Source organism: Niallia sp. FSL R7-0648 (assembly GCF_038007005.1).
Classification (GTDB): domain Bacteria; phylum Bacillota; class Bacilli; order Bacillales; family Cytobacillaceae; genus Niallia; species Niallia circulans.
On sequence record NZ_JBBOWE010000001.1, the window covers coordinates 3,614,710 to 3,631,812 of the forward strand.

Genomic DNA, 17,103 nt, shown 5'->3' on the forward strand with positions numbered 1-17,103 from the left:
GGAAATGGAAATTTTTATCTTCCTCCAACACCCATTCCATTAATAACTTTATCAAGCATTTCATCCACGATTGTAATCATTCTTGCCGCTGAATTATATGCCTGCTGGTATTTGATTAAGTCAATCATCTCTTCATCAATTGATACACCACTTACAGACATTCTTGTTTGTTCAACAGAATCTCTTAATATTCCTGAAGTTCTTTCCATCCTATTTGCTTCAGAAGCTTGTTCCCCTAATTTACCGATAATCCCTTGATAAAAGGCTTGGACATTTGTTTTATTTCCGCCAAAATCAAGAATAGAATCTTTTACTTTCGCAAGGTTTAGTGCATTTGTTCCATTTCCAGCAGAGGCTTCTGTAGCAGCTGCTATATTCTCTACATCCTCTAAAATTTCCTTAGACAATACAATACTAGCAGCTGCACCTTTCGGGTTATCAGCTGTTATATTACTGTCTGTAAAACTAAAGAAGTCAATATCTTTTGCTACTCCATCTTGTATTTCATTTAAACTATATCCGCTTCGGTGAACTTCATTAAAGGCAGTTGCAAACGTATAGACCATTTCATCTAAATCGTCAAACATAGAATTATATATGCCCTTTATTTCTCCACCTTCCATGTAACCGTAACCCTCAATTACGCCTTTCAGCTTACCTTGACTATTTAAGGCCTTGAAATCGTTTAAAGTGTACAGGCCATTTACAGCATCCGCATCCGAATCTGTTTCTATTCCGTCAAACTTGCTTTTAGCAGTTGGATCATCATTCAGTTTAAAAAATTTAATAGAGGTAACAGGACTGTCTAATTCATCTCTACTATCAAATTGAATATGGATTCCATTTGCTGTTTTTGTTGAGGCATCTATAAGTTTTATAGGCTGGCCATTTGAATCTGTTAATATGTCACCTTCAGGCGTTGCCATGTATACATCATATAATCCCTCAGCACTTGCCCGAGCTAATCCGCCGCTTGACTTAGCTTCTACTTTAATATTCATCATGGTAGAAAGAGAATCTAGCAATCTATCACGTTCATCGTATAAATCGTTAGGCAAATAACCATTAGGCTCCACAGCACCTATTTGCTGATTCAATTGGTTAATTTGTTTTAACACACTATTAATATTATCTTCCGTATTTTCTAATTCACTTCTGTTATCTTTTTGAATTGCTTTTAATGAAGAATACATATATTTAAACGTATCCACAAGAGCAGAGCCGCGTTCTCTAACAACTCTTCTTGCCCCTTCATTTTCTGGCTCTGTCGCTAAATCCTGTAAGGAATTCCAAAATTGATCCATACTATTCGAAATTCCTGTTCCAGATAACTCATCCATAACATTTTCCATTTGTGATAGCATTTGTGCCTTTGAATCCCAATACCCCAATTTACTAGACTCTTTACGATATTGCATATCTACAAAGCTATCTCTTATCCGTTCGATCTGATCAGCTTGAACACCAGTCCCCAAATGACCTGGCATCACTGGACTATTCTGACCAACTGCTGGATATCCTTGTGTAGCAGCTAAACTTACTCTTTGTCTTGTGTAACCTAATGTATTAGCATTTGCAATATTATGCCCTGCTGTAGCAATAGCCGATTGCTGTGTAGTTAGAGCACGCTTTGCAGTTTCTAAGCCCATAAAGGTTGAAACCATTGATTCTCCTCCTAAACCTTTGATTCAAATATCGAATATCTTTCTTTTTCATAAGATGTTTTCGATTCTGAACGATTGTAATTATAGGTGTCTATATCGGGTTTTAATAAGTCAAGCGAGACCTCAATAAATTGCAGAGATTGATTAATAAGTTGTTGATTTGTCTCATTTTGCGTTTTTATTAACCCCAGCACTTCTACCAGTTTCTGTTTTATTTCCATTAATATATCTTTCGTTTGATCGTCAACCGTTTTTATAACATCATCTAATGTCGTCTGCTTTTGTTCACTACCTATAAAGCCATTACAATTCCATTGCAATTCTTGATCCTTTTTTTGAATAGCTTTTATTAACTTTTGTTCTTTTCCTGTTATTGCTCGTAATTGATCTGTATCCCCTTTAATAAGTATGTCTTTTTTTTCAAAAGAAAGTTTCAACAGATCTTCATGCAAGGAAAGTATGTCATTTAATGAAGCTTCAATCGTTTCGATCTGCATCCGAAATTCCACCTATCTTTCCTCAGCCCTTTTTCCAGAATGATAGAATTTTTTCGGCAACTTCTTTTGAGTCTACTTGATATGTTCCGTCACTAATTTGTTTTTTTAGCTCCTGAATTTTTTCAAGTCTAACTTCATCTTGTGTACCTTGCAGTTCTAACGCAGCTTTTGATATTTCCACTTTATCTTCTTTTTTAATATTTTGTGCAGCAGCATTTTTTTCCATTTGTTTTTTATATGGGTTCATATTTACTGGATTAAAATTATTAATTTTCATTTTTACACTCCTCTACAAAAAATTCGACCTTCCGTTTCATATATTGAATTTTAACTATAATCATCTTTCAGTTCTTGTTCTTCTATCTTCTATATCGGTCAAAAATTTTCCTTTTAAAGACTAAAACTTGTTTTTATAAAAATTAGACTGATATTCCTATTTCTATTCTAACCAGCCTATTCTTATTTCATGTTCTATTTAGGTAAATATCCCGATATAATAAAAAAGCAGCATAGAATCCCAGAGAATTCACTTGCCGCAATAGTTCTAAATACTTATTCAGGTATAAATATTAATTAAAAGCCCTTGAATTTCTCCGACTGATTGTAATATATCTAAACCGTTTTTTTCTTTGTCTAATAAGGTATTGGTTAATTCCAACAACTTTTTATCCACTTCTTTAACGATCTTGTATACTTTCGTTCTTCCTCTGCGATTAAAACCACTTTGCTCTTCTAATTTCAAGGCATTGTTAACTGCTTCATCCATAAAATCTTTTACCATTTTTTTATATCTACGCAAATCATCTACCGTACGATGTTCCGATAATTTCTTCCCTTGTCCCTCAATTTCTTCTACTAATTTTGATAATTTTTCATAAACAGCCTGCTGACGATTTTTAGAAATAACTTCTTGAAAAGAAATACTTTCCGCTGGCAAATTATCTTTACTTTTTATTTTATCCGTAGTTGTCCTCGAAACTCTCTGAACTTCCAAATATATACCTCCCTTTAATAATTATAAATATATTTAGATTTACAAGAGATGAAAAATTGTAATTAGGTTTATTGTTTTCCTTCTATATTATCATAAAACCAAAAGAAGAAAGCTAGTCCATCTTTTACCAGGACTAGCTTAGATTTAATAATTACGATTGTAGAAGCTGTAAAACTCCATTTGGTAATTGATTTGCTTGAGCCAACATCGCTTGCGCTGATTGATTCAAGATATTATTTTTTGTAAACTCGGTCATTTCTTGAGCCATATCTGTATCACGGATACGTGATTCAGCAGATGTTAAGTTCTCATTTGTTACTTGCAGATTGCTAATTGTATGCTCTAAACGGTTTTGTGTAGCACCTAGCTTAGCACGAATAGATGAAATCTGATTAATTGCTTGGTCAATATTGAAAATTGCTTTGCTTGCACTATCATTTGAAAGAATACTTAAATCATTTATTCCAAGTTTTACTGTGCTTAATTGCGGGATATCAATATTTAAATTCTGATTTGTATTGGCACCAATTTGGAATGTTAGGGCTTTGTTTGTTAAATCAAATTGCGATTCGCCTTCTTTAACATTTGCTCCAAAAGATAACTTCAATCCGCCGTGCTCTACTTCTCCATTTCTTGTAATGAGCTCTTTCGAGAAAGTAATTGGCGTTGTAGAATCATCTTCATTTACTTTAGATACAGATAATGTAACTTTAGATTCTATTTGAACTTTTGCTGTACCGTTTCCAGTGATTTGTGTTGTATCTATCTTTATTTGCTTGCCAGTTTCTGTTCCAATTGTCTCTTCTGCACCATCTTCACCAACTACTGCCGCAAGCTGTCCAATAGAAAATCCGCTTGGATCAAAAATTTCAATATTGGCGCTTCTTTTTGTTCCATCATCCTGATATCCTGTAACTACAACAGAGTATTCTCCTAATGCTAAGTCACTGTCTGAATCCATTGTAAGAACATCTGAGGAACTGATTCCAGCACCTGGCTGATTTAACGTATTAACAAATTGTGGAGTTCCCGAAACTGCCACTTCATATTTGCCAGTTGCTAAGGTAGGATCTACTACTGTCGGAACCTGCTTTAAATTTGTTTTATCCTGTTCTCCTACAAGGAATTGTGTATCTACCGCACTAGAACCATCTAATAGCTTACGCGTATTAAATTCAGTTTTAGCAGCAACACTATCAATCTCTTTTAATAACTGATCAATTTCTAATTGAATAGACTCACGATCTGAATCTGTATTTGTGTCATTTGCTGCTTGCACTGATAATTCACGCATACGTTGAAGCATGGAGTGTACTTCGTTCATTGCTCCTTCCGCTACTTGCATTAAAGAAACGCCATCAAGTGAGTTGCGTTCTGCCATAGATAAACCTTTAATTTGTGAACGCATTTTTTCTGAAATTGCAAGCCCTGCTGCATCATCGGCTGCACGATTGATTCTTAAACCAGAAGATAGTCTTTCTAGGTTTTTGGAAGTATTGAATTGGTTTTGATATAGATTACGGTAAGCATTTAGTGCCTGAATATTGTGATTAATTTTCATTTTAATATACTCCTTTTGTTTTAATTTTTATCATATGTCATGATATTTTTTTCGTATGCCAATGTTTTTTGGCGAAGACCAGTATTTATCTTAGGTGTTTTTTCTTTCATGCTTACAGACCAAGCTGCAAGTAGTTCTTCTATTATCGTTTTGACTTCTTGGATAATGGATATATCTTTTTTTAAATTGGCATCAATAAGTTTTCCTGCAATATAGTTATATAACATGTCTAGTTGATCGGCGATAATTCCTGCCTCATAGTTAATCCCAGCGCCAAGTCTCCAGACAATGTCATTAGCTTTCTTTAATTTTACATTCGCGAGGATATAATCCTTATTTTCTATGTTTTCAATTGCTTCTTCTAAATTATTTAGACATGCTTCATATAATAATGCTGTGAGTTCTTGTGGAGATTTTTGATAGAGTACTTCTTCTGAAATAAGGTTAGCCATGATTTTCCACCTCCAAAATGCTCCTGTTTTTTTTATCGGAACATCTTTTAATTTCTTTAATATTTTTTATTCATTTCTTCAATTAATAGAAGAATTTCTGCTATTACGGAATATAATTGAGGAGGAATACTATCTCCTAAGTCCATATCTAATAGATTGGCAACAAGAGAGGAGTCTTCTTGCATATGGATATTATTTTTCTGGGCCAATTCTATTATTTGTTGAGCAACTGCTCCCTTCCCTTGTGCAACAACAGAAGGGGCAGTGCTTTTATCGTCATATTTTAATACTGCTGCAACTGGTCCATTTCTTTCAAAGCGATTTTTTTGATTATAATATCTTGTCATGCTCATATTTGTAAGTTAACTCCTTTCTCTTGTATGAAATCATTAACGCTGGCAAGTCTTTTATTATCTTTTTTCTCTATTGTATCAGCTGAAGGATTTGTAAGATGCGTAAAATGGATATTTTGTACTTGATAACCAATCTCTTGTAAACGATCTACCGCAATTTTAGATAGTGGCGACATTTTCTTTTCAAAATCTGCTGAATCATTTTTTACGGTGATGGATAGATTGCGATCTGTTGCATTCAATAAAATTCCAACATCTCCTAATTTCTTCGTTTCTAAAAGAAAGTAAAGATTGCAATTTTCCCAATCTACTTGTTCCCCTTTTGATTTTGAATTGATAAATACTTGTATGTTCTCATTTTTCTCGCCTAACAGCATGGGCAAATTAAAGAACATACTTTGCAATTGGCTAGATGAATCTTGCTTATTTAATAATTGTTGTCCGTTAATATTGTTTAGTGCCTGTTCCGCCTGCCTGCTTACTGTTTCATCACCTAAATTTTCACTGCTAGCCAATTTTAATAATGTTGTCTTTAGATTATCTTCTTGTTCTTTGGTTGGTGTATGACTTGAAACAAGTTTATTGGCTACATCACTCTCTCGATTTAAACCGAGTGAGCGGATTTTTTCATACATTTGTCGCGAAGAAGGCTCTTCTCCTTCTAATATATAATTCCTTCCAATATCTTCAGATTGTCTTACCAAACTTTTCAATGGAGATACTTCTTCTAATAACGCACTACTTTTTGAAACATAGTGGACAATTTTTTGTTCAGACGGCTTATATTGAATACTATCAACCATCTTTTTCACCTCTGAAACAATTTCAGTTGCTTTTGCAGTATTTCCATTAGAGAGATATTTTTTTGCCTCTGCTAATTGAGAGCTCGCTTGGAGTAATCGTTTTTCGGTACGCATATCCGCATATAACATTAAATCACTTTTTAAAATTGTTTGATCTAATTTAGCGATTGTACTTTCAATTATTTTGGATGCTTGCGGAATACTTGAATCCTTATACTTTTCCATTAATTTTTGCGCATTATCTAAATTCCGATAGATTTCTCTCTTTATATCTCTAAACTCATGTGTTGCCTCTGCTAATTTTTGTGATATTTTTGTTACCAATATATCCTTTGAAGAGATGCCCATGGCTTGCAACTGACTATCCCATCGTTTTTCTTCCATCTCCACTTGTTTTAGAGAACTATCTTCTCCATAATTTTTGTTTTCTTGTTGTATTGCTGTTTCTACTTCCTGTAAAGCTTTAGAAATGTTTTGTCTTGATGCCATCTCTCTGCCTTTACTATTTAACTCTAATGAAGTATTAATTGCTTTTTCTATCTTTTCTTTTTTATCTGGACTTAAGTTTTCATTTTTACTAAGCTCAGATTTTAAATCATTTAGTGCCTTTTCTAGGATAGGCTCTTTTTGTATTTGTTTAGCAGCTTGTTTGATACTCTCCATCTGTAATTGAGTCGTGTTAGTCTTAGCAGCTTCTCTATTGCTCTCATTTTGTTGAACTTGACTTTTTAAATTATCCATATCGATAATCTGATTAAGTGCAGTTATTATACGCTCTTTGGCTGCTGCATTTAATTGATCTGCTTGATTAATAACCTGTACCACTTGCTTTACTACTTCCTGTGGCATTTTCGAATTGTTAATAATCGACTCTTTTACCGTTTCGATTGCTTTTTGTAGATTAGGCTCTTGCTTTATTTGGTCTTTCGTTTGAGTTAATTGATCCTGCACGGCTTTGCTTTGGTCTGTTGTTATTGGTTTGGATTGTTGGGCTGTTACGTCTTGTTCTGCTTTTGTGAGTGCTTGCACTAATTTCTCTCTGCCCGCATTTTCTTGGCCTAAACGCTGGCTTATTGTCGCTTCTCTTACCGCCTGTTCAACTTGTTTTACTACTTCCGGCGGCATTTTTGGATTGTTTATTATTGTTTCCTTTACTGTTTGGATTGCCTTTTGTAGATTAGGCTCTTGTTTTATTTGGTCTTTCGTTTGAGTTAATTGATCTTGCACGGCTTTGCTTTGGTCTGTTGCTATTGGTTTGGCTTGTTGGGCTGTTACTTCTTGTTCTGCTTTTGTGAGTGCTTGTACTAATTTCTCGCGCCCAGCACTTTCTTGGCCTAAACGGAGGCTTATTGTCGCTTCTCTTACTGCCTGTTCTACTTGTTTTACTACTTCCGGCGGCATTTTTGGATTGTTTATTATTGTTTCCTTTACCGTTTGGATTGCTTTTTGTAGATTAGGCTCTTGCTTTATTTGGTCTTTCGTTTGAGTCAATTGGTCTTGCACGGCTTTGCCTTGGTCTGTTGCTATTGGTTTGGCTTGTTGGGCTGTTACTTCTTGTTCGGCACGAGTCAGTGCTTGCACTAATTTCTCTCTGCCCGCATTTTCTTGGCCTAAACGCTGGCTTATTGTCGCTTCTCTTACTGCCTGTTCTACTTGTTTTACTACTTCCGGCGGCATTTTCGGATTGTTGATAATCGTTTCTTTTACCGTTTGGATTGCCTTTTGTAGGTTAGGCTCTTGTTTTATTTGGTCTTTCGTTTGAGTCAATTGATCTTGCACTGCTTTATCTGTTGCTATTGGTTTAGATTGCTGAGCCGTTACTTCTTGTTCGGCACGAGTCAATGCCTGCACAAGCTTCTCTCTGCCCGCACTTTCCTGGCCCAAACGCTGGCTTATTGTCGCTTCTCTTACTGCCTGTTCTACCTGTTTTACTACTTCCGGCGGCATTTTTGGATTGTTGATAATTGTTTCCTTTACCGTTTGGATTGCCTTTTGTAGGTTAGGCTCTTGTTTTATTTGGTCTTTCGTTTGAGTCAATTGGTCTTGTACGGCTTTGCTTTGGTCTGTTGCTGCAGGTTTGGATTGTTGGGCCGTAATTTCTTGTTCGGCCTTTGTGACTGCTTGTACTAATTTCTCGCGGCCAGCACTTTCTTGGCCTAAACGCTGGCTTATTGTCGCTTCTCTTACTGCCTGTTCTACTTGTTTTACTACTTCCGGTGGCATTTTCGGATTGTTGATAATTGTTTCTTTTACTGTTTGGATTGCCTTTTGTAGATTAGGCTCTTGTTTTATTTGGTCTTTCACTTTATTCAATTCCGTAGCAGCCTCTTGTAAATCGTCTAATTTTATATTTGTCAATACATCCATTATTTTTGTTTTGGCTATTGATTGTAGTTTTTCAGAATCTTGTATAGCTTGTGTAATACTTTTTATATGCTCTTTCGATATCCGTGGATTTTCGTTTAATTTTGTACGTAATAACTCTATTCCCTTTTGAATATCCTCTTCCGTTTCCATTGCAGAAGATAATTCACTTATTAATTTACTTAAATCATTATTTTGTTTTGAACTGGCTGCATTTTTTAAATCATAGACTGTATTATGATGTTCTACTTGATTTTTCGATACATTTTTTTGAAAATTAGGATCAATTACATTTGCTATTTTTGTAATGATATCATTCAACGGCTCTCCATTAACTGCTGCATGGATAGAACGCAAATTAACTGCTGATATCTCCAGATTTTTGCTTGCCAGAGCACGTAATGAAACTAATTTTTCTTCTATTGTCCCTGTTTCATTTTCTAAAAATGTATTTAACTGGACTAATGTATCTCTATTTATGGTAGTTTTTTTTCCTAAAATAGCCGTTGCCATTCTTAATTCATTTTTACTTTTTTCTGAAATGCTCATATCTTCTATCATTTTTTCTGATGAAGGATTTGATGGTAAGTCAGGAGCAGTAGTGGTGATTGTTTTAACCTTTATTTCACCACCATCCATATCACTAATTTGGACAGAAACTCGATTTTCCTTTGGAATCGTTTCTTCAAATTTCACATTAAAGTCTTTTCCTTTAATTTGGACAACCGCTTCATTTTCTGAAATCCGAGATTTAATTTGTGCATTATATGTTTCATTTTTTAAAAGCTCTAATTGTTTTTCATTGGTTGTTACATTGGATAGTTGGGTTTTATTAGATATTTGCATAATAACACTCCCATAAAATACATTCTTCTTACTATATCGGCCCAATGCTTTCTAACTTTATTTATTCAATAAAAATGGTAAAATTTAATTAAAAAAGTTTAATAGAATTACAATTCTATTAAACTTTTTTAATTATTCTACCTTTTATCTAATACTCGATAGGCTGATTTATTTCTTTCTTCCATTTCTCTTTTTCTTTCTTCTTCCTTTTCCATCACATTTAGATCATTCTGTATTCCTGATAAACAAGAATGACACAGCTTCCCTTCTCGAATAATCGTTCCACACTTGGCACAGGGATATCCAAGATTAGGGAATTGGGCAAGCTTGATTCTGCCTTTTTTGATAAATTTATATATCAATGTTCTTTCTACACCAGTCGCTTCGACCACATCATCCATCTGCGCTGTGCGATTCTGCTTTTTGCGAATATATTGGTATACTTTTTCATAATCTGCTTCTTCTTGTTTATAGCATTTCAAACACACATCTCGAATGTTATTTATCACATATATATCGCCACAGTTTGGGCAATTCCCTAGTTCAGCCATCCATGATTCCTCCTCATCTTGCAATTGTAAAGGAAGTGATGGACTTTGCTCCGGCTTCCTTTAGCACTTTCGCTGCATTTCGTAGCGTTGCACCTGTAGTATATATATCGTCAACCAGAATAATATCTTGAGCGATAACAGCCTCTTTTTGCTCTATTTTAAAAATATTTCCTATCTGTAATCGTTGTTTTCGTGTTTTTTTCGATTGTTTTTCACTATGTATGCGCACAAGACCATTTACATAAGGAACTTTTGCATAAAAGAAAACTGCCTCTACTTGATTAAAGCCTCTTTCGTACAAACGTTCGTCACTTAATGGAATAGGCATCACCACTTTATTTTTTCCGAAATCCTTCGGTAAAAAAGAAACAAAGGCTGCAGCTATATTATAGTCCCCTCTATATTTAAACCGCGCAATCGTTTCTTTCAAAAAATCATTGTACAAAAATAACGATTGGTTGGATTGCAGTATTCCTTTCCATTCCTCTTCGTCTTCCCATTTTTGACAATCATGGCACATGCCCTCTTTAACATGAACGGACTCCAAGAACTGAAGAGATCGGCCACAAATTCGGCAAGTATCTCCCTTTATTACTGCTAACTTCTCCTTACAGCCCGCACATAAATAGCATTCTGGTGCTTTCGAGAAAAGATAGGTCCAATTAAATTCCGGTATAACTGGTGCTAAGCAAATCACGCAAATCATAACAGTAGCATCCCCTTCTCTCCTGCTTCTTGATTGCTTCGCTTAATTTGCTTTCGCGCTAATACCATATTATTTGTTTTTCCATAATGAAAAAAAGTTATCGCTCCATCTGGAAATTCCTTTTTCCTCCCTACTCTTCCCGCAATCTGTACAAGAGCACTCTCTGTGAAAATCCGATTTTCCGCTCCTAAAACAGCAACATCTACATTTGGAAAAGTAACGCCCCTCTCTAAAATCGTTGTTGTAACAAGCAAATCCACTTCTTTATTACGCATTTTTTGTACCTTTTCCTTTCGATCAGGATCTTCAGCATGAACGGCTTCAACCTTATCAACAATTGGTTGCAACAGCTTTTTCACTTTTTCCATATAATGAATTTTGGGCACGAATAAGAGCATAGGTTTATTTTGTGGAACTCGTTCTCGAATCCAATCAACAAGCATGGCAGGGAGCTTGTCCTTTTTCAAGCCCTTTTCCCAATTCCCACACCATTGAAAATCTGGAACAGGCAACGGATATTGATGAAAGCGTGCTGGAATGGTCACAAAGTGAACTTTGCTATGCTTACACTTTTCTTGCCAGTCTTTATCGGGAGTCGCCGTTAAATAAATAAGTGTCGATTGTTCCTTCTTGGCTTTTTGCACAGCATATTGAAGCGATTTATCAACGGAATATGGAAATGCATCCATTTCATCTAAAATAATGAGGTCAAAGGCTTGGTGGAACCGAAAAAGCTGATGGGTCGTGCTAATCGTTAGCGGACTATACAGATGACGATCTTCACTACCACCATAAACAGGCAATACCTTTATTTCTGGAAAAACCTCCTGTAATCGAGGGGCCAATTCGAGGACAACATCTGTACGAGGAGTAGCAATACATACACGTTGATTATCACGCAATGCTTTTTCAATTCCTTTAAAAAGAATCTCCGTTTTCCCAGCGCCACACACTGCCCAGATAAGAAGCTCCGATTGTGCCTCGATGATTTGCTCCATTTTGTCTGATGCCTCTTGCTGTCCTTGTGAAAGACTGCCGTTCCATTGTAATGTAATTTTTGATGTTTCTTGATCCAGTTCTGGCCCACTCCATTTAATTAATGGGGTACATTCACTTATTCTCCCCATCATGATGCAATTTCGACAATAACTGCAGTTTTCTTTACATCGTGCACAAGGAAAAGTAGCAAATAACTCCTGATTTTCATTTCCACAACGCATGCAAATGTACTTATTGCGAGCTTTTTTCTCTATCCCTTTCCTATACGAGCAATAACCATTTTCGTAATGTGCTTGGATTTCTTGTTCTGAAAAAGGGAGCTCAGCTAGTAGTAAAGTTTTACCTTGGAGGGAAGCTTGGAGTTGCGGATTAAATGGATAAGCTTTATTAAGTGGCGGCATTATCAGTTGATTTTGGGAAGCATTGGAGATTCGGAAGGAGTGAGAGAAATTACTTTTCGTGGGGAGTAATATATTGTCCTTTTGATAAAATCGCATTATTTTCCTCCTAGTTCTGATTTAAATAGAGTTAAGGTTAAATGATGAATCGTCTTTTTTCCACAGCCTGTTCTTTTCAGTTTCAAATTTGCTAATATCCTTGAAGCTATATAAATAGAGTCAACTTGCATGAACTGTCTTAGTTGTGAATTGCTTATTTCCTCTCCAAAAAGCAGGTAATAATCCTTCAAAGTGGGGAGTATAGCGTTTTTTGACTTATTGCTACAGCTAGGGCAATACCAATAGTGCATTTGTTTACACATCAAAAATTGGTTACAGCTTTCACATTTCACTCCAGAAATAATATCTCTTTTTTCCACCTGATACTTTTGCAAAATATCCGTATCTAAAGGAGTATTCTTTCTTTTAAGACATTTGATTAATCTCTTTCTTTCCTCTGTTAGAAGAAAAGATTTTTTATAGGAAGAAGTGAGTTTGGGAATCAATTCTGGTAAATATTCTTTATGAATGATAGTGTTTTTAAAGGTTTGAATTTGAGGAGAGGATAACCGCAAAATTGATTTTGGGTTACTAAATACAATGAGAGCGTAAATTGGAATAGCAGGAAATTGATTTGCTAATAGCCAGCCTTCAAACTGTCGCTTTAATCTGTTCACTTGAATAATAGGATCAGGAAATGCCTCTTTTTCTTCCTCCTTTATTCGTATCATTTGGTGTAAATCAGTATCAAAGTATAGCTCGCCAACGATATTTTTCACTTCAAGGATTAACGCATATTTCGCATGCAGAATTAATACATCAATTTGAAAAAAACGTTTTCCGTCCCATAGGCGTAAATCATGCAGAATAAAGTATTCATCATCTGGCAAAAAACTAAGTGGGAAATCCACTGCCTTCTCTCCCCTGTATCCTGCCAACTTCCGTTGATAATCTTGATTTATCAACGAAATATTAGGATGATTAGTTCTAATCCTCGAGAGCAAGGCCTCTAATTGGAGCGCTTGATGTGGATATTCAATTGGTTTTACGATCAACTGCTCACTTCCTTTCTTTTTCATACTGAATTTATTTCTATATAGCCATTTGAAATTCCTGCCTATTTGATTAAAAAGGCTAATGTTAATAAAATCCGTGCTTTCTTGAGAGGATAGTAGTAATTTTTGTTGCATATTTAAGGCTTTTGTTTGTTGCCTTGTTGCGTTTTCTTGTGTGTATTTTGGCTTTACTTGCGGCTTTTTTACTTTTTACTTGCGATTTCTCCACTTTTCCTTGTGACCTCCCCACTTGCTTGCGACTTTCTCACATTTACTTGCGACCTTTCGACCTTTCCTTGCGCCCCCCTCACTTTTCCTTGCGACCTTTCGACCTTTCCTTGCGACTCCCACAAATAAATCCCGATTCTTTTCCAAGAACCGGGATTCCAAACAGCATTATTATCTTTTCTTTATCCAGCCAAGTCCCATTGATCCTTCTCCTAAGTGTGTACCAATAACAGCACCAAAGTAACTTAATGAGAATTCAATATTGGGGAATTCTTGTTCTAGTTCTGCTTTCCATTCTTTTGCTTCTTCTTCGCGATTAGCATGGATGATGGCAGCGTAGTAGCTGCCTCCATTCGTTTCTTCGCGGAGAAGTTCGACAATTCGCCTCATTGCTCTTTTTTTTGTGCGGATTTTTTCAAATGGGACAATTATCTTATCCTTAAAATGCAGCAATGGCTTAACCTGCAGAAGACTGCCGATGATTGCTTGAGCACTGGATAGTCGTCCACCTCTTTGAAGATTTGATAGATCATCTACCATAAAGTAGGCGTTGCTTGTTTGTTTTAATTCGTCAAGAATGGGAATAATTTCTGCTGCGCTTTTCCCTTGTTGAGCTAATTTTGCTGCTTCTATAGCATAGAAACCTTGAACCATGCAGCTTATTTCTGTATCAAAAGCAAATACTTTAATGCCCTCTACCATATCTCCAGCAGTAATGGCTCCTTGATAAGTGCCGCTGATACCACTTGATAAATGAACACTTATTACTTCATCATAATTTTTAGATAGTTCTTCAAATAGCTCTACAAATTTTCCAATAGATGGTTGAGAGGTCGTAGGCAGGTCCATTTTTCTAACTGCTTCATAAAATTCAGATGCGGTTAATTCTTTTTCCTCCTCATATACTTCTGACCCTAAGAAGACTGTCAATGGGATCATATATATATTGTACTTCTCCCTCACCTCTTTAGGAATATAGGCCGTACTATCTGTAACAATAGCTGTTTTCATGCAATTAGTTACCTTCCTTATCTATTCGTTTGTATACATATTTTAACTATAAAAGTTAATTAGCATTATCGATTAATTCTATTATAATGCACATAAAGAGGAATTTATATGGAATTTTAAATGGCAAGGAAATATTATAACAGATTTTTCACTTTAGAGGTTGATTAGGATGGCAATATTTCTTTACTTTCACTTCCTCCAATTTTATCGCATTTTCATATGATTGCAATTGCAACGAAAACACCAACCTCACCAAATAAAACAATTCGTTAAAAAAAGGAGTTTCCTCAAACCAACAAGTGATTTAGGTAACCCCTTTTTTCTTAACGAACTTCTACCCAACCGTTTTTAATAGCAACAACTACTGCTTGTGTACGGTCGTTCACATTCATTTTTTGTAAAATATTACTTACATGGTTTTTAACCGTTTTTTCACTAATAAATAGTGCCTCTCCGATTCCTCGGTTACTTTTTCCATCAGCAAGAAGCTGTAAAACTTCACACTCACGTCTTGTTAACAAGTGCAATGGTCTTCTAATTTCTACTACTTGGACATGATGTTCATCCGAGTTTGCATTCTCTATTGCTAAACGGCGATATTCATTAACGAGATTATGGGTTACTTTCGGGTGTAAATAAGACCCTCCATCTGCTACTACCTTAACCGCTTCAATTAATGCATCTGCATCCATTTCCTTAAGCAGATAACCGCTCGCGCCTGTTTTAAGGGCATGGGTTACGTAGTTTTCATCATCATGTATAGATAGGATGATGACTTTTGTTTCTGGAAATTTCTCTAGTAATTGTCTTGTTGCCTCTACACCATTAATGGTAGGCATATTTATATCCATGATTGTTACGTCGGGTTGGTATTCTTCGATTAGCTGAATAGCTTGTGTACCATCGTCTCCTTCAGCTACTACTTCGAAACTTGATTCGAAGTCGAGAATTCTTTTTACCCCTTCTCTAAATAATTGGTGATCGTCAATAATAACTATCCTTGTAGTCAACTGCTCCGCCTCCCTTATTTTCTTTAAGCTCTTTTCGTCACAATGTTATTTTTGGCAGGAAATGAACTTCTTGCTTTTCTCTCCACACACTACTTGATAGGAGTCAAGCATCCTCCAATCCATTCAACACAAAAATGTTAAACTTCATTTTGGTTAAAATAACATACTTCTCGAAAACAGTCATTCTTATCATCTAATAGGAACGTTGATCATAACAATGGTTCCAACTCCAAGTTTGGAATCAATGGTTAATTCCCCATCCAGTAGTTCTACTCTTTCTTTCATCCCAATTAAACCAAAGGATTCTTCTTTTTTCTCATTCTTATCGAATCCTTTTCCATTATCCTTAACTAAGACGATAATTTGCTCCATTCGTAATTCTACTTTTACGGAGATATTAGATGCTTCTGCATGCTTTAAAGCATTTTGGACTGATTCTTGAACTAAGCGAAAAATTGCAACTTCATATTTGCTTGGAAGTCTTGTTTCTTTTCCGATGGTGGCAAACTCAATTTTTATTGAGTCATGATACTCTTCTGTTGTTTTCAAATATTTTTTTAGCGTCGGAATAAGGCCAAGATCATCTAAAGCCATTGGACGAAGATCATAAATAATTCGTCTTACCTCATATAATGCACTTCGTACCATCACTTTTAAATTTCTGATTTCTTCAAAGGCCTCTTTCGCCCCACGCTCTTTATATATTCTTTCCACTAAGTCAGAGCGCATCATTACATTTGCCATCATTTGTGCAGGACCATCGTGTATTTCTCGAGAAAGTCTTTTCTTCTCTTCTTCCTGGGCACCAATAATTTTCAGTCCGAAATCCTGCTTTTGTTTGGCGTCTTCGATTACTTCGCCAACTTGCTTTAAATCACTAACCAAATAATTCATCACGACAGAAATTTGTGTGACCAGATGTTCTGCCCGCTTAATGGTTTCATCTAGACCTAACAATCGACGCTCTAAATCATCGCGGCGTTCTCGATACTGCTTTTCTAAGTGCCGATTCACACTTAAATCCATTTGCAGTGTATGTGCTCTTTCATAAGCCTCACGTACTTCTTCTTCTGAGTATTCATTAAAGTGCTTACTGACTTCTGATAAGCGTTTACGAGCAAACCGAGACTGGATTTCTAGCTTGTCTCCTTTTTCTATCGTTTCTAATACAAGAACTTTCATTTCTTTTAATTCTTCGGTAAGGGTTTCATAATCTTGTCGACATTGTTCTCCAATACGAAAAATTTCATCTTTGCTTGAACCAACGGTTTTAATCATTTGTTCTACAATATAATCTAACGTTTTTGTGTCAAATTTCCTTATCAACATATTTAATTCCTCCAAAAAGGCTAAAACCCTTCCAACATCCATTATTATTTTAGCTTGAAAGTTAATAATATGTTTAATTCATCGAAAAATAAATTAAAATCGTTATTTTGACATATATCACCCTATATGAAACCATGTCCGAAGACCTATTAACATCAAGAATCACTGTGAAAAAGTATGTAAAAATGCAATAATACAATTTTATCCTATTCTAAACAAAAAACAAAGTAAAAGAAAATAGAT

General features: G+C 35.5%; 15 protein-coding genes. All 15 read right to left on the reverse strand.

Annotation, left to right across the window (positions count from 1 at the left end; translation table 11 throughout):
* Nucleotides 1–14 precede the first annotated feature (14 nt).
* The gene (flgK, locus tag NSQ89_RS17765) at nt 15–1,664 is read right to left on the reverse strand and encodes a flagellar hook-associated protein FlgK (RefSeq protein WP_341132973.1); all 1,650 of its coding nucleotides are present in this window, start codon (nt 1,662–1,664) and stop codon (nt 15–17) included.
* An 11-nt stretch (nt 1,665–1,675) separates the two neighbouring features.
* Nucleotides 1,676–2,161, reverse strand: a complete 486-nt coding sequence (locus NSQ89_RS17770) for a flagellar protein FlgN (protein WP_047944772.1) — start codon at nt 2,159–2,161, stop codon at nt 1,676–1,678.
* Between the two features lie 22 nt (nt 2,162–2,183).
* Entirely contained in the window at nt 2,184–2,438 is a 255-nt protein-coding gene (gene flgM / locus NSQ89_RS17775; protein WP_047944771.1) for a flagellar biosynthesis anti-sigma factor FlgM, read from the reverse strand.
* Nucleotides 2,439–2,717: 279 nt separating this feature from the next.
* The gene (locus NSQ89_RS17780; protein ID WP_047944770.1) at nt 2,718–3,155 is read right to left on the reverse strand and encodes a YaaR family protein; all 438 of its coding nucleotides are present in this window, start codon (nt 3,153–3,155) and stop codon (nt 2,718–2,720) included.
* Nucleotides 3,156–3,306: 151 nt separating this feature from the next.
* On the reverse strand, nt 3,307–4,716 hold the full coding sequence (locus NSQ89_RS17785; RefSeq protein WP_047944769.1) for a flagellin N-terminal helical domain-containing protein: 1,410 nt from the start codon (nt 4,714–4,716) through the stop codon (nt 3,307–3,309).
* Nucleotides 4,717–4,736: 20 nt separating this feature from the next.
* Nucleotides 4,737–5,168, reverse strand: a complete 432-nt coding sequence (fliS, locus tag NSQ89_RS17790) for a flagellar export chaperone FliS (protein WP_047944768.1) — start codon at nt 5,166–5,168, stop codon at nt 4,737–4,739.
* A 56-nt stretch (nt 5,169–5,224) separates the two neighbouring features.
* Entirely contained in the window at nt 5,225–5,521 is a 297-nt protein-coding gene (locus NSQ89_RS17795; protein WP_047944767.1) for an EscU/YscU/HrcU family type III secretion system export apparatus switch protein, read from the reverse strand.
* Nucleotides 5,518–9,534: a hypothetical protein gene (locus NSQ89_RS17800; protein ID WP_341132974.1), complete on the reverse strand. Its 4,017-nt coding sequence runs from the start codon at nt 9,532–9,534 to the stop codon at nt 5,518–5,520. The genes NSQ89_RS17795 and NSQ89_RS17800 overlap by 4 nt, the downstream gene beginning before the upstream one ends.
* A gap of 137 nt (nt 9,535–9,671) precedes the next feature.
* Nucleotides 9,672–10,085, reverse strand: coding sequence for a TIGR03826 family flagellar region protein (locus tag NSQ89_RS17805; RefSeq protein ID WP_047943677.1), 414 nt, complete (start codon nt 10,083–10,085; stop codon nt 9,672–9,674).
* 13 nt (nt 10,086–10,098) lie between these two features.
* Nucleotides 10,099–10,791: a ComF family protein gene (locus tag NSQ89_RS17810; RefSeq protein ID WP_341132975.1), complete on the reverse strand. Its 693-nt coding sequence runs from the start codon at nt 10,789–10,791 to the stop codon at nt 10,099–10,101.
* Nucleotides 10,788–12,287, reverse strand: coding sequence for a DEAD/DEAH box helicase (locus NSQ89_RS17815; RefSeq protein WP_341132976.1), 1,500 nt, complete (start codon nt 12,285–12,287; stop codon nt 10,788–10,790). The genes NSQ89_RS17810 and NSQ89_RS17815 overlap by 4 nt, the downstream gene beginning before the upstream one ends.
* Nucleotides 12,287–13,282, reverse strand: coding sequence for an NERD domain-containing protein (locus NSQ89_RS17820; protein WP_186325633.1), 996 nt, complete (start codon nt 13,280–13,282; stop codon nt 12,287–12,289). The genes NSQ89_RS17815 and NSQ89_RS17820 overlap by 1 nt, the downstream gene beginning before the upstream one ends.
* A 399-nt stretch (nt 13,283–13,681) precedes the next feature.
* A complete protein-coding gene (locus NSQ89_RS17825; RefSeq protein ID WP_047943672.1) occupies nt 13,682–14,521 on the reverse strand; it encodes a DegV family protein in 840 nt (279 codons plus the stop codon).
* 323 nt (nt 14,522–14,844) lie between these two features.
* The gene (locus NSQ89_RS17830; RefSeq protein ID WP_047943671.1) at nt 14,845–15,531 is read right to left on the reverse strand and encodes a response regulator; all 687 of its coding nucleotides are present in this window, start codon (nt 15,529–15,531) and stop codon (nt 14,845–14,847) included.
* Nucleotides 15,532–15,720: 189 nt separating this feature from the next.
* The gene (locus tag NSQ89_RS17835) at nt 15,721–16,860 is read right to left on the reverse strand and encodes a sensor histidine kinase (protein WP_047943670.1); all 1,140 of its coding nucleotides are present in this window, start codon (nt 16,858–16,860) and stop codon (nt 15,721–15,723) included.
* Nucleotides 16,861–17,103 lie beyond the last annotated feature (243 nt).

What these genes read in the sequence shown, in the direction of transcription:
- flgK (WP_341132973.1), bottom strand. Translation starts at nt 1,664, where the DNA reads ATGGTTTCAACCTTTATGGGCTTAGAAACTGCAAAGCGTGCTCTAACT.
- NSQ89_RS17770 (WP_047944772.1), bottom strand. Translation starts at nt 2,161, where the DNA reads ATGCAGATCGAAACGATTGAAGCTTCATTAAATGACATACTTTCCTTG.
- flgM (WP_047944771.1), bottom strand. Translation starts at nt 2,438, where the DNA reads ATGAAAATTAATAATTTTAATCCAGTAAATATGAACCCATATAAAAAA.
- NSQ89_RS17785 (WP_047944769.1), bottom strand. Translation starts at nt 4,716, where the DNA reads ATGAAAATTAATCACAATATTCAGGCACTAAATGCTTACCGTAATCTA.
- fliS (WP_047944768.1), bottom strand. Translation starts at nt 5,168, where the DNA reads ATGGCTAACCTTATTTCAGAAGAAGTACTCTATCAAAAATCTCCACAA.
- NSQ89_RS17795 (WP_047944767.1), bottom strand. Translation starts at nt 5,521, where the DNA reads ATGAGCATGACAAGATATTATAATCAAAAAAATCGCTTTGAAAGAAAT.
- NSQ89_RS17800 (WP_341132974.1), bottom strand. Translation starts at nt 9,534, where the DNA reads ATGCAAATATCTAATAAAACCCAACTATCCAATGTAACAACCAATGAA.
- NSQ89_RS17805 (WP_047943677.1), bottom strand. Translation starts at nt 10,085, where the DNA reads ATGGCTGAACTAGGGAATTGCCCAAACTGTGGCGATATATATGTGATA.
- NSQ89_RS17810 (WP_341132975.1), bottom strand. Translation starts at nt 10,791, where the DNA reads ATGATTTGCGTGATTTGCTTAGCACCAGTTATACCGGAATTTAATTGG.
- NSQ89_RS17815 (WP_341132976.1), bottom strand. Translation starts at nt 12,287, where the DNA reads ATGCGATTTTATCAAAAGGACAATATATTACTCCCCACGAAAAGTAAT.
- NSQ89_RS17825 (WP_047943672.1), bottom strand. Translation starts at nt 14,521, where the DNA reads ATGAAAACAGCTATTGTTACAGATAGTACGGCCTATATTCCTAAAGAG.
- NSQ89_RS17835 (WP_047943670.1), bottom strand. Translation starts at nt 16,860, where the DNA reads ATGTTGATAAGGAAATTTGACACAAAAACGTTAGATTATATTGTAGAA.